This is a genomic window from Gluconobacter cadivus (genome assembly GCF_015244745.1).
Taxonomy (GTDB): Bacteria; Pseudomonadota; Alphaproteobacteria; order Acetobacterales; family Acetobacteraceae; genus Gluconobacter; species Gluconobacter cadivus.
The window spans coordinates 233,649-258,881 of record NZ_JABCQI010000003.1 but is presented as its reverse complement, the minus strand read 5'-3'; the positions used below and the strand labels follow the sequence as shown (position 1 = coordinate 258,881).

Here is a 25,233-nt window from a genome sequence, read left to right as displayed (position 1 = left end):
ATTCCGAACTCGGAATTACTCGGATTCAGAACGTAAAAGGCGGGAAAGTGCCGTTGCGACAACCTTCGTCGCACGACGCATATCTTCCAGAACCACATGCTCGTTCGCACGATGGCCATTGGCATCCTGAAGACGACGCGGACCAGCCCCGTATAGAACGGTCGGATAGCCCGCATTGCTGTAAATTCTGGCATCCGTGAACAACGGCATACCCTTGACGGCAATCCGTTCCCCGAACACCGCTTCGGCAGCGTCCTGCAAGGCTCCGATCAAAGGGGCCTGCCCCTCATCCGGAACCAGTGGCAACGCCAGAAGATGCTGCGTTACGACGCAACTCACGCCCGGCACATCTGTCGCATTCACAATAAGCTGCCGCAGATCCGCCTCGACCTCGGCCGCTTTTTCGTCTGGCAAAATCCGGCGCTCAAGCCGGAATGTCGCCTGTTCGGGCACGACGTTTGCTGCAACGCCGCCATTGATCGTACCAATGACGAGCGTCGGCGATTCAATCCCCGGAATGGAACAGACCGTCTTCGCCAGCCCGTCCCGATAGACGTACAGAGCCGTCATCACACGACACGCCGCCTCAATGGCATCGGCGCCCGTCTCGGGCCATGCGGAATGCGCCGCTTTGCCCGTGAAAGCCACATCAAGCTGAAGGCTGCCATTATGGGCAATCATCACGTCATAGGTAAAACCGGCACTGATGACGTAGTCGGGAGTGCTCAGCTTTTCCGAGAGAAGCCAACCCGGCCCGACATGACCACCGATTTCCTCGTCATAGGTCAGATGAAGCTCGACCGTGCCGGACAGGTCAGAACCGGCTTCCTTCAGCGCGCGCAACGCAAAGGCATAGGTTGCGAAGTCTGACTTCGAGACCGCGGCCCCCCGTCCATAAAGCCTGCCATCTTCAATGATGCCGCCATACGGATCATGCACCCAGCCCTCGCCAGGGGGAACCACGTCCCCATGCGCATTGAGCGCAATGACAGGGCCGCTGCCATTTCCGAAACGCTCCCGGATGATCAGATTCGTTGCGCTCTGCATACCGTGCCGTTGCACGAAGTCCTGCGGGACAGCATGACATTCAACTTCAAAACCGAGTGCCCGCAGCCTGTCGGCGGAAAACCGGGCGTGCGGCGCGCAGTCACCGGGCGGATTATCCGACGGGACGCCGACGAGATCCTGAAGGAACGGCACCTGACGCAGTTCGAAATCCCGGTCGATGACATGACCCAGACGTTCGCTCGCCGTTTTCTCACAACAGGAAGTCTTTTCAAGCACAGCGCCTTCTCCCACCGGATCGCCTGACAGTCCTCAGCTCATATTCTCTTTGTATACGAACTGAATTCGATCCTGAAGCGGAATGTTGCCTCTTGCTGAAAATATTTCCTTTTAGCTGGGGTGCGCCTCCTCAAACCGCAGAAAAGCCTGCGCTCTGGCCGAACAGCGCCCTGCAAAAAAATCTGCCGCCGGGCAGTCATCGACGATCTCGCCCGCATCCACGAACAGAATCCGCGTCGCGACCTGACGCGCGAATCCCATCTCGTGGGTAACGCACATCATGGTCATGCCCTCGCGCGCCAGCTCCATCATGACCTGAAGGACTTCCTGCACCATTTCAGGATCGAGCGCCGATGTCGGCTCATCGAACAGCATTACATCCGGCTTCATCGCCAGAGCGCGTGCGATCGCCGCCCGCTGCTGCTGGCCGCCGGACAGGGCGATCGGATATTTGTCCGCATGCTGTTCCAGCCCGACCCGGCGTAGAAGCGTTTCCGCATGCTCGCGAAGCTCTTCCTTCCCCCGTTTCTGGACCAGACGCGGGGCCAGCATGATGTTGTCCAGAATGCTCAGATGGGAAAAAAGCTCGAAGCTCTGAAAGACCATCCCCGCTTTCGCCCGCAGCGCCGAATGATCGGTGTTCGCGGAACGCACGGCCATGCCATCAACGTAGATCTGCCCGCTCTCGAACGTCTCCAGCGCATTGATGCATTTGATGAGCGTGGACTTACCCGAACCCGAAGGGCCGCAGACAACCACAACCTCCCCTCTGCCGATCTCCGCCGAACAGCCCTTGAGCACCTGAAAGGCGCCATATGATTTCGTCACAGTATCCAGCGTGATCATGACGGATCTCCATAAAAGCGTGCGGGAGAAAAGATCTCCAGATCAGGACGTTCGGAGCGGCGCAGAACCATATCCGCGACATGCCGCCCCATGGCCGGAGCGAGCGTGACACCATTGGCCGTTACGGCCGTGAAAAAGCCCGGCACGTCCGGACTTTCTCCAAGGATCGGAGCCCCGTCGATATCGATGTTCATCGCAGCCCAGCTCCGAACGACATTCACGGCCCCCAGCGCCGGAACCAGCCTTTGTGCCACCCAGAGATTTCCTTCCAGATTTTCCCGCAGCGGTCGCGGATGCCCGTGCACCGGATCAAGCCCCGCACTCCATCCCCCGCCGATCAGCAGCGAGCCATTCGTGGCCTGTTTAAGCGTGAGATGCCGGCTTGCATGGGCCAGAAGCGAAAAGACCAGCGGAGCCACAGGCTCGGTCACGATCATCTGCAACGGGGCACCGAAAACCGGCAGCCGACGTCCGACCAGCCCGGCGACTTCTCCCGCATAGGCACCGGCCGCATTCACCACCGCTCCGGCCGACCAGCGCCTTGACCCCGCGCTGACATGAAACCGTGTGCCGTCGGGCTGGATTGCGGACAAGGCTGTGAGTTCCTCAACCCGCACGCCCGCGCGCCGTGCCCGCGCCAGAACAGCCTGCGTTGCCGCCATGGGATTGATCTTGCCTTCCTCGGAGCAATACGCCCCGCCCAGAAAGCCATCTCTCAGATTGGGCTCGATCCCGTGCAATTCGTCCGATGCCAGAAGCCGCGCATCGACGCCAAGGGCCTGTTCGACCGCGACCTTGCTACGCAGACGGTCCATATCGGCTTCGGTTTCCGCCACCACCAACCCGCCGCTGACCTTGATCTCCAGATCGCGATCGAACGTTGTGCGCAGCGCCTCCCACATGCGGATGGATTCCCGCTGCAACGCCAGCGTCCGCGCAGGCATGGACGGTCCGTCCGTATCCGCGCTGGCGTCGAATGCCATGAGCTGCGCGTGCAGACTGCCCGCATTGCCGCCCGAGGCCAGCGCTCCTGCCCGACCACGTTCGAGCACCACGACACTTTTCCCGGCTTCGGCGAGAAACAGCGCCGTGAAAAGCCCGACGATCCCGCCACCCACGACCACGACATCCACAGTCTCGACAGCGCCGAAAGCCGATGGCCCCACTGCTCCCAGCCCCGATGGAATGGAAACCCGGACATGCCCCCGCCATTCCGGTTTTTGACGCGCGAGGGCCGCAACCGGAACCGGACGCAGGGGGATCTGCGGTGCGGTAAAATCCTTTTCGTTTTTCGGTTCCGGCAGCATCTTCATCAGCGAAGCCTGACAGAACCGCCCCTGACACCGCCCCATTCCGGCCCGTGTCGCTCGTTTAAGAGACGCCAGATCGGTGATCCCATCTTCCGACACGCGGGCCCGGACAGTCCCTGCGGTCACGCATTCGCATCGGCACAGGATGGTCGTCTCCTGCGGGGACGGCAGCGAGACAACCGGATCATACAGCGTCCACAGAAGCTCCTGAAAACGCGCATTATCGCGATATACCCGCCGACTGCGTTCCAAACCGGACGGGACCGGTTTTCCTGCCCGTTCCAGCAGTCTGGCCGCACACAGCACCCCTTGAGCCTGCGCCAGAAAAGCACCCCCAAAACGCCCGGCCTCACCAATAACGGACACATCCGCCTGATCGGTCTTTCCGTCTGGTTCTCGGCCCGTCTCGGGATGGCTCACAGGCCAGTTCCGGATCTGCTGTCGGCAGCCCAGAAGCCGTGGCAGTTCGCTGGCAGGAACGAACCCGTCTCCGAGGCAGACAGTCTGCGTCTCGATCCAGCGTTCTGCGCCTCCCCGCTGCTTCACCGCCACGCGCTCGACACGATCCTCGCCCTCGATGCGGGTCACAACGCTTCCCCACAGCACCGGTACCCCGGCCCGACGCAATGTCGCCAGATGTCGCATCCCCACGAGCGCAAGACGGGGCGACGCCACCGATAGCCGTGTGGCCAGAAAGGGCCGCTTTACGGCCGCAGGTGCTGAATCCACAACGGCCGCCACATCCGCTCCACGCCGGACCAGTTCCGCCGCAAGCTGAAGATTGAGCGGGCCATTCCCGGCAATAACGATCCGCCCCGGAGCCACCGCTTCATAGGCGCGCAGCATTGTCTGTCCGGCCCCCGTCGTGATGACACCTGGCAACGTCCAGCCCGGTCGGGCCGCAGGCGTTTCCTGTGCACCCGTCGCCACGATGATATGCTGCGTGCGGATATAGAACGCCTCACCATCCCGCAGCCCACCGATGACGAGAGCGCCCTCTTCGCGATGGGCGCTCCAGACGAGCGTGTCGTACCACAGCCGCGCGCCACTGGCCCGCATGGCTTCAATCAGGTACCTCCCCTTGCGACCCTGATCATCCTGCCGTTCCGGATGCACCGCGTTCTGTTTGAAATACTGGCCGCCCGGAATATGGCGTTCATCCACGATGAGAACATCCATCCCACCGCGCGCCAGTTCGGTCGCTGCAACCAGACCCGCCGGGCCCGCACCCACCACCAGTACATCGCAGGCATGTTGAGCCAGACGCTCCTCACCCTTCGCCAGACAGGCTGAAACAGCCGCATCCGGAAGACGGTCATTACTGCGAACCCGCATCCCGTCCCGCACCGGCGTCATGCATCCCCGGCGGGACATCTGCCCGTCCACCTCTAGCAGACACTCCTGACAGGCCCCGATCCCGCAGAACGGACCACGCTCCGATCCATCCGGCGCCGTCCGGTGCGCAATTCTGCCTGCGGCCATCAGCGCAGCCGTCAGGGTCTGTCCGGGTTTTGCGGAGACGCTGGTGTCATTGAACGTGAAGTTCAGCCGGTCCGACATCAGCGCGCATCCTGCGTCGTCGCGGGAAATTCGATGGCCTCAACCGCTGCGGTTTTCTGCTGGCGACGATAGGGCCGCTCCGCATAATGCTCGATCCGCCGTTGCAGGAAGTCCCATGCCGTTGTCATCAGCAGGTAATACAGCGCCGCCACGGAAAACAGCTCCAGCACCATGAACTGGTCTTGCACCAGAATCTGGCTGCGCTGCATCAGTTCCTCCATGGAAATGACCGAGGTCACACTGGTCGTCTTGAGCAGACCATTCACCGAATTGCCCAGCGGCGGGATGATGAGCCGGAACGCCTGCGGAAATGCGATGCGCCAGGCGATCTGCCGCTCGCTCAGGCCCAGCGCCCGTGCCGCCGCGATCTGGCCGGTTGGCACGGCATTCAGCCCCGCACGGATAATTTCCGCGAGATACGCTGCCTCGTTCAGTGTCAGCCCAATAATCGAACACGCCAGAACACTCAGCCGGATATCCAGCTTCGGCAGACCGGTATAGATCACGACCAGTTGGACCAGCAGCGGTGTGCCCCGGAAAAACCAGACATAAAACCGCGCAGGCCAGGACAGCAGACGGCGCTGCGAGCGCTTCATGACCGCAATCAGCAGCCCCAGAAGAAACCCCATCACCATCGAGACGGCCGTCATATAGACCGTGATAAGCGCGCCCCGGAAGATATAGGGGCTGCCGAGATAGGTGAAGAAGCCGTGCCAGCTCCAGATCTGCATGTCGATGCCCCGCGTTCGTATCGTGTTTGTGTGTCGTATCAGTGCATGTCGGACGGATGGGACGGTCCTGAAACCACAATCCGTCCGGGAAAGGGTACGACGCCATAAGGCGCCATAAGCCGCTCCAGCGTTCCGTCCTCACGCATGGCTTCCAGAACATCCGCCAGACGCTGCGCCAGAGCCGGGTCCCGCAGTGCCAGAGCAACGGGCGTGGGATACAGCCCTTTCAGAACAGGCTTCACGCCACCCTGAAGAGCGTTGCGCCGTGCGACCGCATCAATGGAAAACACCGCCGTCACCTGCCGCGCGCGCAGGGCCGCAAAGGCGATGCCCACGTTCTGGAACGTCTTGATATCAAAGCCCGGCCGTCCGGCATTCCGCAGGGCCTGATCGGCCTCGCGGGCATGGTGTTCTTCTATTCCACCCATCTCGACCCCGATCGAAGAGCCGGACAGATCCTCAAGTCGTGCGGGATGCAGCGCGGAATCATCGTTGAGAGACACGCTGATCGCCTGGATTTCGTAGGGGATCATCTCCATCAGCCGCGCCCGCTGGGCAGTGTAGAACATCCCCGTATTGATGACGTCCCACCGTTTTTCGAGCAGCCCGAGTGTGAGCTGCGCAAAGGACGTCGAGAGCGTGACCGGCGTCAGACAGAGCCTGCGGGCGATTTCGTTGCCGAGTTCGATCCGCATTCCGGCGATCTGCCCGTCCACCGTCACATATTGCAGAGGCGGCAGCGTCGGGTTGGTCGCCATGACCAGATGCGGCGGAGAGATCAGCCCCTCAACAGCCTGCGGACACGGTGCCGCCTGCGCCCCGAAAGCCAGGACCGCACAGAGCAACCCCGCTCCCCGGATCAGACCTGACACAGGACCGCCCCCCATATCAGACGCTTTCTTCAAACCGGAGGTCCAGATCGCGGACGATCTGAAGAGCGCGGGCATCATCCGCTTCCGGCAGCGGCAGACGCGGCGCGCGCGGACCACCGACATCGAAGCCCATGTGCTTCAGCAGAGCTTTCGTTCCCGAGACATACCCCTGCCCGCCCACGAACTGGATCAGCGGCACATGGCGGAAATACATCTCCCGCGCCTTTCCGATGTCCTTGTAACCGTCACAGAGATTAAAAATCTCACTCATGACATGCGGCGCCACGTTGGAGGCCACTGCGACCCACCCGATGGCGCCTTCAAGAAAGCTCTCAAAGCCCATGATGCCGCCAAAGACCGAAAGCCGGTCGCCACACAGACGAATGATGTCCCGCACGCGGGTTACATCCATCGTGGATTCCTTGATCAGGCAGCAGTTGTCGATATGGGACAGACGCGCCACGAGTTCCGGCTTCAGATCCACATTCGCCGTGGCCGGGTTGTTGTAGAGCATGATCGGCAGCCCAATCGCATCCGACACCCGGCGATAATGAACGAACAGTTCGTCATCCGTTGGCGTGGAATAGAACGGCGGGATGATCATGACGCCATCAGCCCCGAGCTTTTCGGCCTCCTGGCTGTAGCGGATCACGTCATAGGTGTTTTCCGCACCTGTTCCGATGAACACCGGAACGCGGCCTGCAGCCTGCTCGATGACGGTCTGTGCAACCAGTGTGCGTTCGTCATCCGTCAGCGACAGGAACTCGCCGGTTGAACCCAGCGGGATCAGACCTGCGATGCCCTGTGCGATCTGCCAGTCGGTGAAGCGCCGCAGCCCCGGAACGTCAACGCGTCCTTCGCTGTCATAAGGCGTGATCATGACGGTATATGTGCCACGAAACTTCATGGGTCTTTCCTTCCTCAATGTTCCGGGTCCGACCGCGATCCGGCCGGGTCCGTGGCGGCATCACCGCCATGGGTATTCATGAACGCCGCAATATCGGGCTGTTGCGCCGCATCCCCGCACCCCGTTCCGACGGCTCTGACCTGACCGTCTTCCAGAAGAACGATCCTGTCCGACAGCGATGAGACGACACCCATCGCGTGGGAAACCTGAATGATGGTCATGCCGTCCTGCGCCAGATCGCGCAGCAGCACGCCGACATCACGCACCTTGTGCGGATCGAGCGCCGATGTCGGCTCATCGAGCAGAAGCAGCGCCGGGCGAAGCATGAGCGCGCGTGCAATCGCCACACGCTGTTTCTGGCCGCCCGACAGATCGGCTGGCAGCACGTCCGCCTTGTCCGCCAGCCCCAGACGCTCCAGCAGCGCGCGCGCTTCGTGCTCGGCCTCCCGACGCGAACGCTTCGCCACGACCGTCGGCGCCAGCGTCAGGTTCCGCAGAACCGACATATGACCGAACAGTCCGTATTGCTGGAACACAATCGCAGCCTGCTCCCGCAGAATGCGCGCAGAGGCAGGCGCGGCCATGTCCACAATGCGCCCGTTCACGCCCATCTGCCCCTGCCAGACCGGCTGAAGCCCGATCAGCGTCCGCAAAAACGTGGTTTTCCCGGAACCGGACGGCCCGATGAAACTCACGATGTCCCCGCGTTCGGCCTCAAATCCAGCGTGACGCAGGGTTTCGTTTTTCCCGTGGCGGACGCAGACGTCCCGGACATCAATGTACGGCAATACGTTTCTCCAGCAGGCGGCTCAGGCAGGTCAGGGGATAGGAAATCGCGAAATAGAGCAGCAGAACCACACAGAAGACCTGCGTTGAGGGCAGGCCGCGATTGGTCAGGATCACCCCAGCCTGGCTCAGCTCCACAACTCCGATCTGGGAGGCCAGCGCCGTGTCCTTGATGAACAGCACCAGATACCCCACCGCGGGCGGCACAACAGCGGACATCGCCTGCGGCCCGATCACATACCGCCACCGCGCCCAAAGCGGCAGGTTCAGGACCAGTGCGGCTTCGACCTGCTCCACCGGAACCGTTTTGACCCCGCCATGCAGGATTTCGCAGAGATAGGCCGCAGCAATCAGACCAATGGAGCCAATCGCAACAACAGTTGCCGACACATCCAAGCCCATCATGCCCGTGCAGAAAAAGACGATATACAACGTCACGATGAACGGAATGCGCCGGATGGTCTGAACATACACCACCGCCAGAACCCGCAGCGGTATCATGACCCGTATTTCGGACAGGCGAAGCGCCGTGAGGATGATGGCGCCCGCAATCCCGAGAATGCCGCCGCCCAGCGACAGCACGACCGTCCGGGCCATCGCCTGAAGCAGAAGGGTGATGTCATACTGCGAGAATGCGATCATACCATCCGCTCCATCGTGCGGCGGAACAGCGCAAACACGCCCGTCAGCGCGAAAGAGAGCAGGGCATACAATCCGCCCGTCACGAGCATAACTTCAAGGATGCGGAACGTTGTCGATCCGATATCATAAGCGCGGCCCGTCAGATCCTCGACGCCGAAAATGGACGCCATGGCACTACCCAAAATCATGATCTGAAAATGGTTGGCCAGCGCCGGAAACATTGCACGCCCCGCATAGGGCAGGATAACCCGCAGATAGGTCTGACGCCGGTTCAACCCCAGCGTCAGCGCAACTTCATGATAGACAGGAGGTACCCGCGCCATGCCCGCTCCGAGGATATCCGCCAGATAGGCCGCCGCATTGAGCGTCATGCCGATCACGACTGACAAAAACGGCGAGACCATCAGCCCCATCAGCGGCAGACAGTAAAACACAGCAAAAATCTGAGAGAGCTGCGGCGTGTTGGTCAGGGCCGTGCTGTAGCTGCGACTGAGCCTGCGCCACGCGCCCTGATTTTCAAACCGCAGAACAGCGAGTGCGACCGCGAGCGACAGTCCGAACACAAAGGCCAGCGTCGCGATCAGGATTGTCACCCCGACACCGCCCAGAAGAAACGGGAGATGCGCGAAAACGGGACGGAAATCCAACCTCGTCATGGCGCGTGCCCTGCACCAGCGGGATCGAACCAGCGACGATGGATCTGCTCCAGACGTCCGTCGCGCTCCATCCCGTCAAGGATACGATTCACATCCGCACGCAGGGCCACGTCCTGCTGTGACATCCCAATGCAGTCATCCCCCACGGGCGGCGCAAATCCCCGGATAATCCGCCAGTGTACCTGAGGCTGCGACGGCAGGTAGTGTCCGACATATTCGATGACATCCACCATCGCATCGCCACGCCCCTGCGCCAGCGCACGAATGGCATCGGCATAGCTCTCAAGCAGCAGCATCGGCGCCTTGGGAACATGCTGTTGCAGATACGCAACCGCCGTTGACCCACGCACCTCAATCAAGCGGTGTGCGCCCGATTCAAGATCCGCGAAAGACGTGATACCCCGATCTTCGGGAGCAATAACCGCAAACTGCTCGGAATAAAGTGGCCGCGAAAATGCAATGACATCCGCCCGTACAGGCGTCCGCGTCAGACCGCCCAGAACGATGTCGACTTTCCCGGCCATCAGATAGGGAATGCGACCGCTGGAAGCGAGCGTCACAAAGCGCGGCTCAACACCCAGACCCTGCGCAATCGCCCGACCGATATCGACATCATATCCCACAAGTTCGTTGTGATCGTCATATTCCCCAAGCGGGGGCAGTCCGGACTCCACACCGATATTGATGTGCCCGCTCGCCCGGATGGCGGCACTGTCCCTCGCCTGCACGCCACCGCCCCACAGGACGACGGATGCAGCACAGACCCCCAGCAGAAGACTGTTCCGGATCGCTCTCAAGAAAGGTTTCCCTGCATGTTGTGCGACTTTGGGGTTGCGGTGACCCGATCACTGATCTAATCCAGATATACGTTCTGTATACGATAGAAAACCCTTTAAAAGAAATTTCTTCTCCGGACCGATCCTGATGGGAAACAAGATGCCTCCTGTAACCTTCACCTTCCTGAACAACACCGTCGAAGGGGTCGAGGGAGAACCGGTTGCAGCAGCCCTCAGACGCGCCGGAATTACGGAACTCGGCCGGTCAGGCGTCGATGGAACACCCCGTGGAGCGTTCTGCTTCATGGGAAGCTGTCAGGAATGCCGCGTCCGCATCGACGGCGCCGTCGCCTATGCCTGCAAAGCTCCCGTCCTCCCGAACATGACCGTCACGCCCTATGTCCAGTCCTGATTTTTCTCCCGTAACCGTCATCGGTGGCGGCATTGCCGGTGCGACCTCTGCCATCGCCCTGTCCCGACATGGCTTCCCGGTCACCCTGATCGACGAACAGCCTGTCGCAGGCGGCCAGATCTTCCGCGCCCCCTCACCTTATGCACGTCGGGTCGTGCCGCCCAATCACGAATTTTCCGGCGGCGACACTCTGCGCCAGAAACTGGCCGCATCCAGCGTGGATGTCCGGTTTTCCACCCGCGTCTGGGGCGTGTCGCCCACACTAACGCTCGACCTGCTCGGACCGGACGGCATCGACCAACTCCCGGCCGCAACGCTTGTCGTCGCCAATGGTGCCACCGAACGTTTTCTGCCATTTCAGGGCTGGACGACTCCGCGCATCATCGGTCTTGCGGGCGCCAGCATCCTGATGCGCAACGGCGGCACCCTGCCCGGCCAGAGTGTCGTGGTCGCGGGTTCGGGGCCGCTCCTGTTCTCCGTCGCCCATCAGGTTCTTGAACTGGGCGGCCGGGTCGTGGCTATCGTGGATGCCGGTCATCGTTCGGACTGGCTGCGTCTTGGTGCCATGCTGTCGCTCGACCCGGCACGCCTGACGCAGGCCACAAGCTGGATGCTGCGCCTCAGAAAGGCTGGCATCCCGATCCATCATCGCGCCCATATTTCGGAAGCGCAGGAAACGGAGGCCGGCCTGCTTCTGACCGTTACCGAAATGGATCATCCCGAACGCCGCCACCTCTATGCGGCCGACGCGGCGGCCTGCGGATATGGCCTCAAACCCTCGACTCTCATCACCCGCACGGCAGGCGTTCACCACCGTTACGATCCGATCGGCGGCTATCTCGAACCCGTAACGGACAACGCAGGCCGCACCAGCCGCCCCGATCTTTATGTCACGGGGGACGCTGCCGGAGTCCGGGGTATGGCCGTGGCCCGTCTACGGGGCCTGATCACGGCTCATGCCATCGCCCATGACCGGGGTGTAATCTCCACGGAGACTTATGAAACCCTGACACGCACGCCTCTCCGTCAGCGCCGTCGTCTTGAGGCCGTTTCGCGCCGGATGCTGCCTCTGATGAACGCCGGCAGCGCCATTCCCGCCCATCTTCAGGACGACACCATCGTCTGCCGCTGCGAACGCGTGAAAGCCGCGACCCTGCGTTCCGCCATTCAGGCCGGAGCCGAAGACCTGAACCAGCTCAAAGCCTGGACACGCTGTGGCATGGGCCCGTGTCAGGGCCGCATGTGTGAGGACAGCGCCCGCGGCCTGCTCGCGGCGGCCTGCGGCAAAACCCCCGAAGAAGCAGGCAGCTTCACAGCGCGAATGCCCTTCTTCCCCCTCCCGCTCACAGCCGTGACCGGAGATTTCACCTATTCCGATATTCCCCTTCCGAAGGCAGCTCCCCTATGACTCAGGCGCTGCACAGCAGACCGGATGTCTTTGATACGGTCGTCGTGGGGGCGGGCGTCATGGGCGCCACAACTGCGCTTTTTCTTGCCCGCGCTGGCCAGAAGGTCGCCCTGATCGACCGGGAGGACATGTTCCGGGCGGCATCCGGTGTCAATGCTGGCACCCTGACCCTGCACATGACCCGAGCCCAGCTCATTCCCCACGCCATCCGTGGCCGCGAGATGTGGCTCGACAGCGCTGAGTGGCTCGGAGAAGACGTCGGCGCCCTCGCCACACCCGGCCTGTCCATGGCGTTTACCGAAGCCGAAGAGGAGCTTCTGCGCCAGCGCGCGCATGTCCGGCAGGAGATGGGTGCGCCGATTGAAGTCCTGTCAGCCCAAGAGGCCATCAGGATCGAACCCGGCGTAAACCCGACCCTCCGCGCCGCCGCCTACTGCGCGCTGGACGGCCATATCCCGACCTATCGCGTCGGCGGGGCCTATGCCCGCGCCCTCAGGCAGGCCGGGGTCACGATCATCGAGAACAGTCCGGTTGAGGGCATCTGCCCCGTTACGGGCGGAGGCTACGACGTTCAGATGACCGGCCGCGCGCACCCCGTACGGGGCCGCAGGATCGTGCTCAGCACCGGAGCCTGGCTGGAAAAGATGCTGGGCTGGCTCGGATATGACATTCCAATCCGCTGCCTCATCAACCAACTTGTCGTCACGGAAACGCTGCCGCCCGTCATGAGGAGCGTGCTGAGCATTGCCAATGGCCTTCTGTCCCTCAAGCAGTTTGCCAATGGCAGCGTGCTGATCGGTGGCGGCTGGCAGGGCGAGGGCAACATCCATCAGGGCGGCACCCGCGTCATTCCCGAAAACCTGCGCGGCAATGTCCGTCTGGCCCAGCATGTCGTCCCACGCCTCAACGAAGCGCAGATCCTGCGCGTCTGGCTCGGTCTCGAATCCGAAACACCAGATGCCATGCCCCTGATCGGTGCGCTGACACCGGATGACGATGCTTTCGTTGTCGGATGTGTCCATTCCGGATTTACGAGCGGGCCATATATGGGCCGCCTGCTTGCCGAGCGCATTCTGGGCGGCGACCCGGATCTGGGCGCGTTCGACCCCACCCGCTTCTCCTCCCTTCCCGCCACTGGAACACACCCATGATCCCCGCCTCCCTCACGCCATTCCGGGGCGTATATGCCGCAACACTGGTGCCCTTTCTGGAAGACGGAACGCTGGATGAGGCACGCTTCATACAGCATCTGTCGGACTGCACCCGTGCCGACGGCATCGTGGGCATCCTGTGCAACGGTCATGCGGGCGAGAACCATCTCCTGACCCGCGAGGAAAAGCGCCGCGTCGTGGAACTGGCCGCCAACACCATCGGCAAAGACCGCATCATCGTCTCGGGCATCCTGTCCGAAGACCTCGACGAAGCCTGTCTTCATGCCCGTGATGCCATCGCGGCCGGAGCGGACGCGCTGCTCGTGTTCCCGCCGTTTTCATGGGCAGTCTCACAGGATCACGACGCCATCATCGCCCATCACGCCGCGATCTGCGAGGCCGTCGATGCCCCGATCATGCTGTATCAATCTTCCGTCGGCAGCGGCGGCATGGCCTATTCCCTTCCCATTCTGGAAAGCCTGCTCAGGCTCCCCGGCATCGTCGCCATCAAGGAAGGAAGCTGGGAAACCAACGCCTATGACAAACACCGCAGGCTGGCCGCGCGCGTGGCCCCGCATGTAGACGTCATGGCGTCGGGAGACGAACACCTCCTGCCCTGCTTCGCCATTGGAACGACCGGCAGCCTCGTCAGCCTCGCGGCCATCCTCCCCGTGGCGCTCGCCAAATTGTGGCGCGCGATGCAGAATGACGACCTGCCCGCTGCGCGCCGGGTCCATGACGCCATCCAGCCGCTGGCGAACCTGATTTACGGTCGTGCGCCCTCGGGCCGGGCTACGCTGCGTCTGAAGGCCTGTCTGGTCATGCAGGGCAAATGGCCCTCCTGCCGCACCCGCAAGGCTTCTGATATCATCGCCCCCGAAGAATGGCAGGAGCTGTCAGCAGCCTTGCACGATGCAATGGCACTGGAAGGACCGTAATGGGCGATTATATGGTGGCCGAACGCGAGCTGAATCTCGCGGAACTGGCCTATACACAGATCCGGCGCATGATCCTTGAAAAAGAACTCCCCGGCGGAATGTCCGTCGTGGAGGGGCGCTTGGCGGATCATCTCGAAATCTCGCGCACGCCCGTTCGCGAGGCCCTGATGCGACTCGCCGCCGAGGATCTTCTGGTCAAGCAGGGCTCGCGCTCGTTTGCAGTGCGGAACGTCTCGGCTACCGAATTCTTTCAGGGCATCCATATCCGTGAGATCCTTGAAAGCGAGGCCATCAACCTGTCATTCGACAGGCTTGATCGCAAAGTGCTGGAAAATCTCCGCCGCGAAGTCATCGAACTTGGCGAGACACCCGAACAGACCGCCGCGCAGTGGCAACTCGACGACCGCATCCATCTGATGTTTCCCAAAGTCTCGGGCAACACGGTCCTGCTCCGTTCCATCAACGAACTGCGGACCCTGACGCGCCTGTGTGAAGTCAGCTACCCGCTCGGACGTGTTCCCGCATCCACGCGCGAACATCTGGCCATTCTGGACGCGCTGCTCGACGGCGACAGCACCGGCGCGCGCGACGCCATGGTCATGCATCTGCGCAATGTCGCGACAGACTGCATGGACATTCTCAGGGGCGGCTGACCACCCCTGCCCATTTCAGGAGAAACCGTCATGACGACTTTTGACATCGTTATCCGCAACGGCATGATCGTGACCGCCACGGATAAATATACTGCCGATATCGGAATAAACGGCTCAAAGATCGTCGATATCGGTTTCGACCTGAAAGGCCATGAGACGATTGATGCCACCGGCCTGCTCGTATTGCCAGGCGGAATTGACGGTCATTGTCATATCGAACAGGAAGAAGCCGACGGCACGATCCATGAAGACGATTTCGTCTCCGCCACCGGATCGGCACTCCTGGGCGGCACCACAACGGTCGTCTGCTTCGCGTCCCACGTCCCCGGCCGGGGCCTTGTGGAGCAGTTCGACGCCTATCGCGAAAAAGGCGCCAATTCCCGCATTGATTTCGCCATCCACCAGATCATCACCCGCACTGACGAACAGACCATCCGCGACGACATTCCCGTCGTGGCCGAGCGTGGCGCGGCAGGATTGAAGGTCTTCATGACCTATGACGATTTCCATCTGACGGACGGCCAGTTTCTTCAGGTTCTGGAAGCGGCCCGCAAAAGCGACATCATCGTATCCGTCCACTGCGAGAACTATGACGCCATCCGTCACCTGATCCTGCAGCATCTTGCAGAGGGCCGCACCGAGCCGCACGGACACGCAACCTCGCGCCCGCCTGCCGTAGAACGTGAAGCCACATATCGCGCCATGACAATGAGCGAACTGGTTGACCAGAAGATCCAGATCTTTCACGTCTCCTGCCCCGACGTCGCCGAAGAGATCGCCCGCGCACAGTCCCGGGATGTGAAGGTCGTGGCGGAAACCTGTCCGCATTACCTGACCCTGACGGAAGACGACCTCAAGCGGGACGGTTTTGACGGGACGAAATATATCTGCAGCCCGCCTCTGCGCACGAAAGCCGCTCAGGACGGCATGTGGCAGTATCTTCGCAACGGTGTCATCAGCATCATTTCTTCGGATCACTGCGGCTATACGTTCGATGGAGCCGTCGGTAAGGGGCGCCACGGCCGGGATGCGGATTTCTCGCTGATTCCCAATGGTATGCCGGGCCTCGGAACACGCCTTCCGGTCTTCTACGATGCCGCCATCAACGGCGGAAAAATCGACCTGACGGACTTCGTGCGCCTGACCGCCACCACCCCGGCCCAGCGCTATGGTCTCTATCCCGAAAAAGGAACGATTGCTCCGGGTTCGGACGCAGATCTTGTCCTGTGGGACCCGAACAAATCCGTCACGATCACCAACGCCCTGTTTCAGAGCAATATCGACTACACGCCCTATGAAGGACGGCAGGTTCAGGGATGGCCGGTCAAGGTGTTCCAGAGAGGCGTGCTGGCCATGGACAACGGCACCGTCACCGCTCAGCCCGGCACGGGACGCTTCCTCAGGTCACGCCGGGACTGAGGCTTCCGCCCCAGCCTCATGAGTGAAGGCCGACTTACCGGTCGGCCAGAACCGGATCAGCGAAGCGGCGGTTTTCCAAAACAGGGAGTACGCGCCGCGCATGGGCGATCCGCTCACGATCCAGTGTGGCAAAACCCAGAGCGGGCGCTTCACCCAACGCGAGCGTAATCACGCCCAGCGGATCGACCACCATGCTGGCGCCGCAGTTGCGCGCGCCACATTCTCCGACCGCCACGACATAACAGGTGTTCTCCAGAGCCCGCGCCACGGCCATGATTTCCCAGTGCCGTTCCTTCATCGGACCTCTGACCCATGCCGCAGGCAACAATATCGCCTCAGCCCCCGCCAGAGCGAGATGGCGCGCCAGTTCCGGGAAGCGCACATCATAGCAGGTCATCAGACCGACCTTCATGTCACCGATCTGCACGACAGGCGGCAGCTCCAGCCCCGGCGATGTCCGCTGGGATTCCTTCATGCTGAACGCATCATAGAGATGCAGCTTGCGATACTGCGCGATAAACGCCCCGTCGCGCAGGACAAACTGCGTGTTGTAGAACCGCCCGTGCCCGTCCGGCACATTCACACATCCCGCCACGGCAATGCCCTGGCTGGCGGCACGCAGTCCTTCCATGAACGGGCCATCCAGCGGCTGTGCCGTCTGAGGCAGAAGCTCCGGATTGTTGATGTCCTGCGCCAGAATACCTTCGGGCAGGAGCAACAGTTCAGCGCCGCCCGCCTTTGCCTGCGCGATCAGATCCAGACATTGCCGCTGGTTGGTTTCCCAGTCCGGCGCAACAGCAAACTGTCCCAGAGCAACTTTCATCATCGCATTCCATTTTCCAAAAGAGCGGATACACGCCTACATCTAGGCTCCCACCATGCCCGACCCGTACGTCACGGTGAAGATGCAGGAGGTTGATACTTTTTATTACAGGAACAAATTCCTCAAACAGGAATCAGGAAAAAATAAATTCTAAAACAAATTCCGGAAAATAAAACATAAATTCCGAATAATATAATGTATTAATAATATTAATCAGCTTATCTCCTTAAATTTTCAGACAAGTTTTATCAAAATTTATCCTGATTTTTTCTTTCCTCAGTTCAGACCAACATTCCTATCTTTAAAAAAGACTTCACGATTCCGTTATGTTGGTCAGATCCCTCCGAGAATATTGTCATTTTCTCGCCCATCCATTGCGGTTTCCGGCCTTCTGCCATTCCTCTGAAAATATTTTTAAGAGCTATCAGGCCCGTGTTCATGCACATGCTCCTGACATCTTTTGACACGGGGGATTACTTGATTCTGCTCACCTTTCACATGCTGCGGTCCCTGCGTTATTCGGGACGCACATCCCTGTTTCTTGGAACGGCTCTGGGCGCACTCGCACTGAGCGCACAGGCACGCGCCGACGACGATATTGTTTCGAAAATGGAACAGGAAATGAGCCGCCTTCAGGCCGCTCAGGCCCATGTGCAGGAAGAACAGCGCGCCATCAATCACGACATGGCCCTCCTGAAAGCAGAAATCGCCCGACACCACGCCTCAGGCGCATCACCGATCCGCACCACCGCCCCCCATGCCGAACAGATCGCTACACAGGAAAACCATTCCGGGCACATCATCACCGCATCCGTCCATCATCACGGCAACAAAACGACTGAAGCATCCGAAACCTCCGGTGCCGAGCGTGAAATGACAGCAGCCTCCGGTTCGGAGCCAGTGCGTGGCGCTCATGCGCGGCGCGACAGGGTGTCCCTCTCGCCAAGCGGACGTGACCTGATAGACACCGGCAAAGGATCTGAACTTGCCGTTGTGGGGCATCGCGCCGAAGATGTTCTGGTTCATTTCGCAGAGAACGGCGTCGGCCCTCATCCGCGTGAAACCGTTGGCGCACAGTCTGCGGGTGCGATTGGCGATCACGGGGTTTTCCATCTTGGCCCCGTCACACTCATGCTGGGTGGTTTCGTCGATACCGCCGCTGTGCTCGAAAACCGCCATATCGCTTCGGACACGTTCAATTACTGGCAGGACATGCCGTATCCGAACGAGCCGCGCTATCACACCAACAATTTCACGGGCGGCGCGCGTTACAGCCGCCTGTCCCTGCTGGCACGCGGCAATATTGATGCGGAATCAACGATTTCCGGCTTCTTTGAATCCGATTTCGGAGCCGGTGCGGTCACGACTGACCCTTACGAAAGCAACAGCTACTCCTTCCGTCTGCGTCAGGCCTATCTCGCCTATGACGACAACACGGAAGGCTGGCATTTCCTTGGCGGTCAGGCCTGGAGCCTCCTGACTCCGGGCCGTGCAGGCATCGTCGCGCGACAGGAAAGTCTTCCGGAAACGATCGAGGCGTCCATGCTCGCAGGCCAGACATGGTCCCGGCAATGGCAGGTCCGCATCGTGAAGGATTTCTTCCATCACCGCCTCTGGACCGGCCTTTCCATCGAAAACCCCGCCACGCTGTATGATACAACCGGTTTTTCAAACACGAACGGCGCTGTTGCGATGCCCAATGGCTCGACCGTCACGATCGGCGAAAACGGCGTTGGACTGACCAATGATACGACCAATTTTTCCAACGAAATCGCCCCGGATGTCATTGGTAAGGTCGCTTACGACCCCGTCTGGGGTCACTACGAAATGGAAGGCATCCTGCACTTCCCCCATGACCGCGTAACCATGGGCCATACCGGCCATAACAACACCGCTGTCGGCGGAGGAGCGGGTGGTTCCATGATCCTGCCCCTCATCCCCGGCAAACTGGAACTGCGTATGGCTGGCCTCGCGGGCTGGGGCATCAACCGCTACGGCTCCGTGCTTCTGCCCGATGCCACGCTCAAGGCCAATGGCAGCCCTGATCCACTCTTCGGCGTTCAGGCGCAGGCGGGCATCATCGCGCATCCCAATCCGCGGATTGATGTGTACGGCTATTTCGGCACTCAGCGCGTCGGCCATTCCTATTTCAACGAAAACGGCGGGTCTTACGGCTACGGCAACCCCGCCTATTCCAACGCTGGTTGTCTTCAGGAACTCTCCACCCTGTCCTGCACCGCCAACACACGCGGCGTATCCGAAGTCACGATTGGCGGCTGGTGGCGCTTCTTCAAAGGCAAGTTCGGTACTGTCGAAGCGGGCACACAGCTTGCCTATTCCCGACGTCAGATCTGGTCCGGCATCGGCGGCGATCCGCATACCAGCATGAGCCAGATCTTCTTCGACTTCCGCTATCTGCCCTTCCAGTAAGAGCCCCCTGCACGGGGCAGATTCACTTCTGCTCCGGTGCGTCCTGATCGTCGCGGCCAAAGAACCGCGCATAAAGCGTCGGCAGCACAAACAGCGTCAGGAGCGTGGAGGACATCAGCCCTCCAATCACGACAGACGCCAGAGGTCGCTCGACTTCCGCGCCCGATCCCCCCGAAAACGCCATCGGGAAAAAGCCCAGACTGGCTACGGATGCCGTCGCCAGAACCGGTCGCAACCGGCTCCGGGCCGCCTGAAACGCCGCATCCGCCGCTGCCAGTCCCTGTTCCCGGAACACACGGATCTGGCTGACCAGCACCACACCGTTCAGGATCGCCACGCCAAACAGTGCGATGAACCCGATCCCCGCTGCAATGCTGAAGGGCAGCCCCCGCAGCGCCAGCATGAAAATGCCGCCCGTCGCCGCCATCGGCAGGTTGGCAAACACGAGCGACGCCGCGCCGAACGATCCCAGAGCCGCCACCAGCAGCAGGAAAATCAGCGCCAGCGCGATCGGCACGACAATGAACAGACGGTGCAGCGCCGATTGCAGGTTGCGGAACTGCCCGGCCCAGACCATCCGGTAGCCCTGTGGCAGTTTCACAGTCTGCACCACCGCTTTCTGCGCGGCCGCCACGAACGAACTGACGTCCCGCCCGCGGATATTGGCCTGAACGATCACCCGGCGGTGGATGTTGTCCCGGTCGATGCGCGGCACGCCATCCGACAGCACGATATCCGCGACCTGTGACAGCAGAACCCAGCCCTTCCCATCCGCCCGGCGCACCTGCAGATGCCCGATCCTGTCCGGCGAACTAACCGCATCCGCCCGCAGACGCACCTGCGTCGGAATGATCGCGCCTTGCACCGTCACGGGCTTGCCCACATGACCGCCCACGGCCTCCACCACCGCCAGAATATCCGGCACAGCGACCCCGAGCCGTGCTGCCGCATCGCGGTTCACGTCGATATGCAGGAACGGCACCGTCCCGCTTCCCTGCAACGCGACATCCGCCGCGCCCCGCACGGTTTGCAGCGTCGTGACAACCTGTCCGGCAATCCGGTTCAGCTCCGACAGGTCATCGCCATAGATCGAAATCGCAAGCTGTGTCCTGACCCCGGCGAGCAGATCGTCCATCCGCATCTGAATCGGCTGTGACCACGAATATGCTGCATCCGGCAGGGTTTTCTGCAGGGCGTCATTGATTTTCGTGACCAGTTCCGTCTGTGTGGACGCCGTTTTCCATTCGTCATGGGGACGCAGGAAAACGAACGTATCGGTCTCGTTCGTCCCCATAGGGTCGGTCGGGATCGCCGCCGTCCCCGTGCTGCTCACAACCGTCCGGACTTCAGGGAAAGAGCGCAGGATCTTTTCCTCCGCCGTCACGCTGGCCAGCACCGTCTCCAGCGAAGCCCCCGGCAGGCGCGTCGAAGTCACGACCAGCGAGCCCTCTTCAAGCTGCGGAACGAATTCTCCACCCAGTCGTCCGCCGATCAGTACCGCCGTAATAAATGCGACACCCGTGACGATCAGCAGCCGCCCGCTATGATGCTCGGTCCAGCGCAGGGCGGGTTCATAATACCGGCGCACGGTCCGGACAAATACGGTTTCCCGGTCCGCCTGAACCTTGCGCATCAACATTGCCGCAAGAACCGGCACGCAGACGAAGCAGTAAACCAGCGACGCCAGCAGGGCCATGATGACGGTCTGCGCCATCGGCCGGAACATCTTGCCCTCGATGCCCTGAAGCGTGAGCACCGGCAGATAGACCATGATGATGACGAAAATCGCGAAACTCACCGGTCGCACCACGGCGCGCGCCGCATCCGCAGTCAGCGCGGCAAAGGGCTTTCCCTCCCGGTTCTCGCCGCGCTCGACCATGATATGCTCCACCACGACGAGCGAACTGTCCACGATCATCCCGAAATCAATCGCGCCCAGACTCAGCAAATTGGCCGACACGCCAAACAGCCGCATCCCCGCCATCGCCGCGACCAGCGACGCCGGAATGACGGACACGATCACCAGCGCCGCCCGCCAGTCGCCCAGAACGACCACCAGCACGAACAGCACCAAAACCGCGCCGATCAGCAGGTTTTCCTTGACCGTATGGATGGTCTGGCCCGTCAGATCCGCCCGGCTGTAAAACGGCTCCAGCGTGACACCCGGCGGCAGGGACTGGCGGATCGTCGGCAGGACATGCCGGATCGCATCCAGCGTCGCATTCGAACTTGCGCCGGTCTGCATCATCACAACGCCAATGACCGCCTCGCCCTGCCCGTCCCGCGTCACGGCCCCAAGCCGCGTGCGCGGCCCTGCGGACACAACGCCCATGTCCCGCAGCCGGATCACATGACCATTCGTGCCGAACTTCACGGGGATGGCGCCGAAATCCGCCAGACTGCCCACGAGCGCGCGCCCGACCACGACATTCTGTTCGGCATGATGCGCGATCCAGCCCCCACCTGACGAGGCGTTATTTGTGTCCACAGCCTGAACGATATCGCCGATCGACACGCCAAACGCCCGCATCCGCGCCGGATCAACCGCCACCTGATATGTCTCGACCGACCCGCCATTGACGTTGACATCCACCACGCCCGGCACCAGCCGAAGCTGCGGCACGACCGTCCAGGTCATGAGCCGGTTCAGTTCCATCAGCGATAGGCCACCGCCCCGGATCTGGAGCTGCATGATCTCACCCATGCCCGTCGCAAGTGGTCCCATAGACACACTCACGCCCGGAAGCGTGATGCTGTCCCGCGCCGCCTGTAGTCGTTCCGACACCCGCGCCCGATCCAGATCGATATCCGTCGCATCATCGAACTGGAGATAGACCGCCGACACACCCGTCCGCGACACGGACCGCAGATCCGTCACGCCCGGAATTCCGGTCAGGCTGGCCTCGACGGGGAAGGTGATGAGCTTCTCGACCTCTTCCGTCGCCAGCCCCGGCGCCGTGACAGAGACCATGACCTGTTTGGGCGAAATATCCGGTACCGGCTCGACCGGCAGACCCGGCACGGTCATAATCCCGCCGATCATCAGCGCGACGAGCAGCCCCAGCAGGACAAAACGGTTGGACTGGAAAAAACGCAGCATGAAACCCGCTCAGTCCGTATCCAGCCCGCTGACGAGCGACATGGATTTCAGGGCAAAACTGCCTTCCGTCACCACGTTGTCCCCCACCTTCAGAGGACCCTGCACGACGGCGCTTTCATCGGTAGCCAGCCTGACCCGGACTTCGCGCGGCGCATACTGGCCTTCCGACGTCTGAACATAAACAAGGTCATGCCCCTCGATCGTCTGCACAGCATCGGCCGGGACGATCATGCCCTCGACTGCCTCGCTGGTTTCAAGGGTCGCATCCAGCATGACCCCCGGCCTCAAAAACGCCACAGGCCGGTCCACGACACAGACGACCTTGACCAGCCCCGTCACCGGGTCTGCAACGCCGTCGATCGTCGTAATCTTCGCCCGGAACGGCTCGGCCCGCGCATTGCCCGAAGGCCGTACCGTCACGACGCTTCCTACGCCTAATCGGGATACCTCGTCGGGCCGCAGATCCGCGACAATCCACACGCCCGACAGATCTACAACCGTCGCCACGGCCTGCCCCGGCGTCACATCCGACGCTACGGAGGTCTGGATGGACTGTACGACACCCCGCACCGGCGAAATGAGCGTGGAGGCCTCGTCCTGCACGATCTTTTCCGTCACGGAAGTGAACTCTTCTGTCAGGCGATGCTCGATCAGCCCGATATCTGCTTCCCGCGCCACAACCATGCTGCGGGCCTGCTGCACCGCCGCCTGACGCCGCCGCACTTCCCCGACCGACACCGTACTGCCGACAAGCGCCTGCCCCCGCCGGTAAGCCAGTTCGGCCTCCCCGAGCGTCGCCTTCGCCGAAGCCAGAGCCGCCTGATCCTGCTCCATCTGAAGATGCAGCACATGCAGCGAATGATCGGTGTAATCAATAAGTGCCTGCCCCGGCTCCACGGTCTGCCCCGGTGTCACCCGGACCGCCGTGACCTTGCCGTCGCCGCTCGCACGGATCACGACCGTCCGGGACAGATCCGCGCTCACCTGAGCCAGCGCCGAGACCGTGTCATGCAAGGTTCCCTGCCGTACGATCACGGTCCGCAGACGCTCCGCATCCCGCGCCTGCGTCCCCAGTGTCAGCGGCTGCATCCAGCCCGGCGTTTCAACCGCATGCGCGCAACCCACAGCACATGCAGCCACTCCAACAAGCAGAAAACGTGAAAAGCGGCTCATGGAATGGTCCCCGTAGCAATGCCCATCCGGATAACGGCCGCATGCCAGGCAATCTCCGCACGATTCAAATCCAGAAGCGCACGATACGCATCCGTCCGGGCGCGAAGCGCTTCAATAAGCGGCGTCTCACCGACCCGCCAGGACCGCTCCATCCCGTCTGCTCGGTGCAACATGGAACTGGCTTCGATACGGGCGTTGGAACGCGCGCCGGTCGCCGCCACCAGCCGCGCCCGGACCTGCGCCATTTCGTTCCGCACGGCCCTGCGTGCCTCGACTTCCTGTCGTGTCGCAGCCGCCATGCGGTCCCGGGCGGCGGATTCCTGTGGCGTATTCGTCACCGCACTCGGCAGCGGCACCCGCAGATTAACACCCACCTGCGTGTCCCACGGACTGCCATACTGCCCCTGATCGATCGCATCGACGCCCACTTCGGGGTTGGGCATAAAGCTCCTGCGGACCAGCTTCATCTGATTCTGCGCCGCAATCACGGCCTGATGCGTCGCCCGCACCCGCGGATCAATGTCTTCGACCCAACGTCCGTCATTCGCCCGTGTCAGCGCCAGCCAGTGGTCATCCGCCTGCGTGATATCCGGCACACCGGGCAGGCCGGTCAAGGTCCGCAACTGGCTCGCGGTGGTTTCGATGTCCTCGGCGGCCATGTCCGCTTCAGTCCGGGCCTGAGCGAGCTGGGCCTCCACAGCCTGCTGGTCGGACATCGCGGTTTCGCCCGAACGCTCGGCCCGCTGCACATCGGCCTCGATCCGGCGCAAGGCGGACACTGTCGCCAGTGCCGCAGTCTGCCGACGCATCGCCATGATCGCAGCCCCCGTCGCATCCACGACCCGCACCGCAACAGACATGCGCTCTACATCCAGACGAACGGTCGCGGTTTTGGCTTCAGCCTTCGCAACATTCTCGGTGGCCGTGCCCTGACCCGGCAGCCAGAGCGGCACCGAGACACCCCCCTGCCAGGTGATATAGCCGTGATTATCCCCGCTGATACGGTCGTCATAATATTCACCGCTCAGCGTCGGGCCGCCCGCAAACCAGGACTGCGCCGCCTTCGCCCGCGCATCCGCGGACTCCTGATTGGTCTCAAGCTCGATCCGGACGGGATCGTTTTTCCAGGCCGCAGCAATCGCATCATGCATCGAAAGGGGTGCGGCCATACTCCCTTCGGCACGGCCATAATCTGCGCCTGCGACACAGATTATGGTCAGAACCGCCACGCTGGCCAACAGCCTGCGCGACCCTCCTGCACATCGCGCAACGCAAAGGGGATGAAATGCCATTCCCGTCTCATCCCCCGACCGACAGGACGTGTCAACGGACGGAAATGCGACTCTTTTGCCCGGT

General features: G+C 61.6%; 22 protein-coding genes. 7 read left to right on the top strand and 15 right to left on the bottom strand.

All coding sequences use genetic code 11. The annotated features are described in order from the left end of the window. Nucleotides 1-15: 15 nt before the first annotated feature. The 10 genes from HKD28_RS06740 to HKD28_RS06695 form a co-directional block, all read right to left on the bottom strand. On the bottom strand, nt 16-1,284 hold the full coding sequence (locus HKD28_RS06740) for an ArgE/DapE family deacylase (RefSeq protein ID WP_328749450.1): 1,269 nt from the start codon (nt 1,282-1,284) through the stop codon (nt 16-18). Between the two features lie 111 nt (nt 1,285-1,395). After that, nucleotides 1,396-2,130 (bottom strand): amino acid ABC transporter ATP-binding protein, encoded by a 735-nt coding sequence (locus tag HKD28_RS06735; RefSeq protein WP_194267650.1) that lies wholly within the window; start codon nt 2,128-2,130, stop codon nt 1,396-1,398. After that, nucleotides 2,127-5,000 (bottom strand): FAD-dependent oxidoreductase, encoded by a 2,874-nt coding sequence (locus HKD28_RS06730; protein WP_194267649.1) that lies wholly within the window; start codon nt 4,998-5,000, stop codon nt 2,127-2,129. Before HKD28_RS06730 ends, HKD28_RS06735 begins: the two co-directional genes overlap by 4 nt. After that, nucleotides 5,000-5,731, bottom strand: coding sequence for an amino acid ABC transporter permease (locus HKD28_RS06725; protein WP_194267648.1), 732 nt, complete (start codon nt 5,729-5,731; stop codon nt 5,000-5,002). The genes HKD28_RS06730 and HKD28_RS06725 overlap by 1 nt, the downstream gene beginning before the upstream one ends. A gap of 38 nt (nt 5,732-5,769) precedes the next feature. Continuing rightward, the gene (locus HKD28_RS06720; protein WP_235993346.1) at nt 5,770-6,636 is read right to left on the bottom strand and encodes a transporter substrate-binding domain-containing protein; all 867 of its coding nucleotides are present in this window, start codon (nt 6,634-6,636) and stop codon (nt 5,770-5,772) included. After that, nucleotides 6,620-7,510, bottom strand: a complete 891-nt coding sequence (locus tag HKD28_RS06715; RefSeq protein WP_194267647.1) for a dihydrodipicolinate synthase family protein — start codon at nt 7,508-7,510, stop codon at nt 6,620-6,622. Before HKD28_RS06715 ends, HKD28_RS06720 begins: the two co-directional genes overlap by 17 nt. A gap of 14 nt (nt 7,511-7,524) precedes the next feature. Beyond that, nucleotides 7,525-8,298, bottom strand: a complete 774-nt coding sequence (locus tag HKD28_RS06710) for an amino acid ABC transporter ATP-binding protein (protein ID WP_194267646.1) — start codon at nt 8,296-8,298, stop codon at nt 7,525-7,527. Next, entirely contained in the window at nt 8,285-8,938 is a 654-nt protein-coding gene (locus tag HKD28_RS06705) for an amino acid ABC transporter permease (protein ID WP_194267645.1), read from the bottom strand. Before HKD28_RS06705 ends, HKD28_RS06710 begins: the two co-directional genes overlap by 14 nt. Further along, a complete protein-coding gene (locus HKD28_RS06700) occupies nt 8,935-9,594 on the bottom strand; it encodes an amino acid ABC transporter permease (protein ID WP_194267644.1) in 660 nt (219 codons plus the stop codon). Before HKD28_RS06700 ends, HKD28_RS06705 begins: the two co-directional genes overlap by 4 nt. Then, nucleotides 9,591-10,391 (bottom strand): transporter substrate-binding domain-containing protein, encoded by an 801-nt coding sequence (locus HKD28_RS06695; protein WP_194267643.1) that lies wholly within the window; start codon nt 10,389-10,391, stop codon nt 9,591-9,593. Before HKD28_RS06695 ends, HKD28_RS06700 begins: the two co-directional genes overlap by 4 nt. Before the next feature lie 127 nt (nt 10,392-10,518). On the opposite strand from HKD28_RS06695, the gene HKD28_RS06690 reads away from it, so the two are divergent. From HKD28_RS06690 to hydA, 6 genes are read left to right on the top strand one after another with little or no spacing between them, the layout of a single operon-like run. After that, nucleotides 10,519-10,782 carry a (2Fe-2S)-binding protein gene (locus tag HKD28_RS06690; protein WP_194267642.1) on the top strand — a complete coding sequence of 88 codons (264 nt, stop codon included), beginning with the start codon at nt 10,519-10,521 and terminating at the stop codon, nt 10,780-10,782. Continuing rightward, a complete protein-coding gene (locus HKD28_RS06685) occupies nt 10,769-12,190 on the top strand; it encodes an NAD(P)/FAD-dependent oxidoreductase (RefSeq protein ID WP_194267641.1) in 1,422 nt (473 codons plus the stop codon). Before HKD28_RS06690 ends, HKD28_RS06685 begins: the two co-directional genes overlap by 14 nt. Next, a complete protein-coding gene (locus HKD28_RS06680) occupies nt 12,187-13,341 on the top strand; it encodes an NAD(P)/FAD-dependent oxidoreductase (protein ID WP_194267640.1) in 1,155 nt (384 codons plus the stop codon). The genes HKD28_RS06685 and HKD28_RS06680 overlap by 4 nt, the downstream gene beginning before the upstream one ends. Beyond that, nucleotides 13,338-14,279 (top strand): dihydrodipicolinate synthase family protein, encoded by a 942-nt coding sequence (locus HKD28_RS06675; RefSeq protein ID WP_194267639.1) that lies wholly within the window; start codon nt 13,338-13,340, stop codon nt 14,277-14,279. Before HKD28_RS06680 ends, HKD28_RS06675 begins: the two co-directional genes overlap by 4 nt. Continuing rightward, entirely contained in the window at nt 14,279-14,932 is a 654-nt protein-coding gene (locus HKD28_RS06670) for a GntR family transcriptional regulator (RefSeq protein ID WP_228125387.1), read from the top strand. Before HKD28_RS06675 ends, HKD28_RS06670 begins: the two co-directional genes overlap by 1 nt. A gap of 30 nt (nt 14,933-14,962) precedes the next feature. Beyond that, nucleotides 14,963-16,351 carry a dihydropyrimidinase gene (gene hydA / locus HKD28_RS06665; protein WP_194267638.1) on the top strand — a complete coding sequence of 463 codons (1,389 nt, stop codon included), beginning with the start codon at nt 14,963-14,965 and terminating at the stop codon, nt 16,349-16,351. A 34-nt stretch (nt 16,352-16,385) separates the two neighbouring features. On the opposite strand, the gene HKD28_RS06660 is transcribed toward hydA, so the two are convergent. Together HKD28_RS06660 and HKD28_RS06655 are read right to left on the bottom strand one after the other, a co-directional pair. Beyond that, nucleotides 16,386-17,177 (bottom strand): deaminated glutathione amidase, encoded by a 792-nt coding sequence (locus HKD28_RS06660; protein ID WP_228125386.1) that lies wholly within the window; start codon nt 17,175-17,177, stop codon nt 16,386-16,388. A gap of 278 nt (nt 17,178-17,455) precedes the next feature. Further along, nucleotides 17,456-17,614 (bottom strand): hypothetical protein, encoded by a 159-nt coding sequence (locus HKD28_RS06655; protein WP_194267637.1) that lies wholly within the window; start codon nt 17,612-17,614, stop codon nt 17,456-17,458. Between the two features lie 58 nt (nt 17,615-17,672). Here HKD28_RS06655 and HKD28_RS06650 point away from each other — a divergent pair, with 58 nt between their 5' ends. Beyond that, entirely contained in the window at nt 17,673-19,604 is a 1,932-nt protein-coding gene (locus HKD28_RS06650) for a hypothetical protein (RefSeq protein ID WP_194267693.1), read from the top strand. Nucleotides 19,605-19,626: 22 nt separating this feature from the next. Here HKD28_RS06650 and HKD28_RS06645 read toward each other — a convergent pair whose 3' ends face one another. The 3 genes from HKD28_RS06645 to HKD28_RS06635 are packed head-to-tail and all read right to left on the bottom strand — an operon-like array spanning nt 19,627 to nt 25,046. After that, entirely contained in the window at nt 19,627-22,704 is a 3,078-nt protein-coding gene (locus tag HKD28_RS06645; RefSeq protein WP_194267636.1) for an efflux RND transporter permease subunit, read from the bottom strand. 9 nt (nt 22,705-22,713) lie between these two features. Further along, complete coding sequence (locus HKD28_RS06640) at nt 22,714-23,877, bottom strand: efflux RND transporter periplasmic adaptor subunit (RefSeq protein ID WP_194267635.1); 1,164 nt, start codon at nt 23,875-23,877, stop codon at nt 22,714-22,716. Then, nucleotides 23,874-25,046, bottom strand: a complete 1,173-nt coding sequence (locus HKD28_RS06635; protein ID WP_194261940.1) for a TolC family protein — start codon at nt 25,044-25,046, stop codon at nt 23,874-23,876. The genes HKD28_RS06640 and HKD28_RS06635 overlap by 4 nt, the downstream gene beginning before the upstream one ends. Nucleotides 25,047-25,233: the final 187 nt, after the last annotated feature.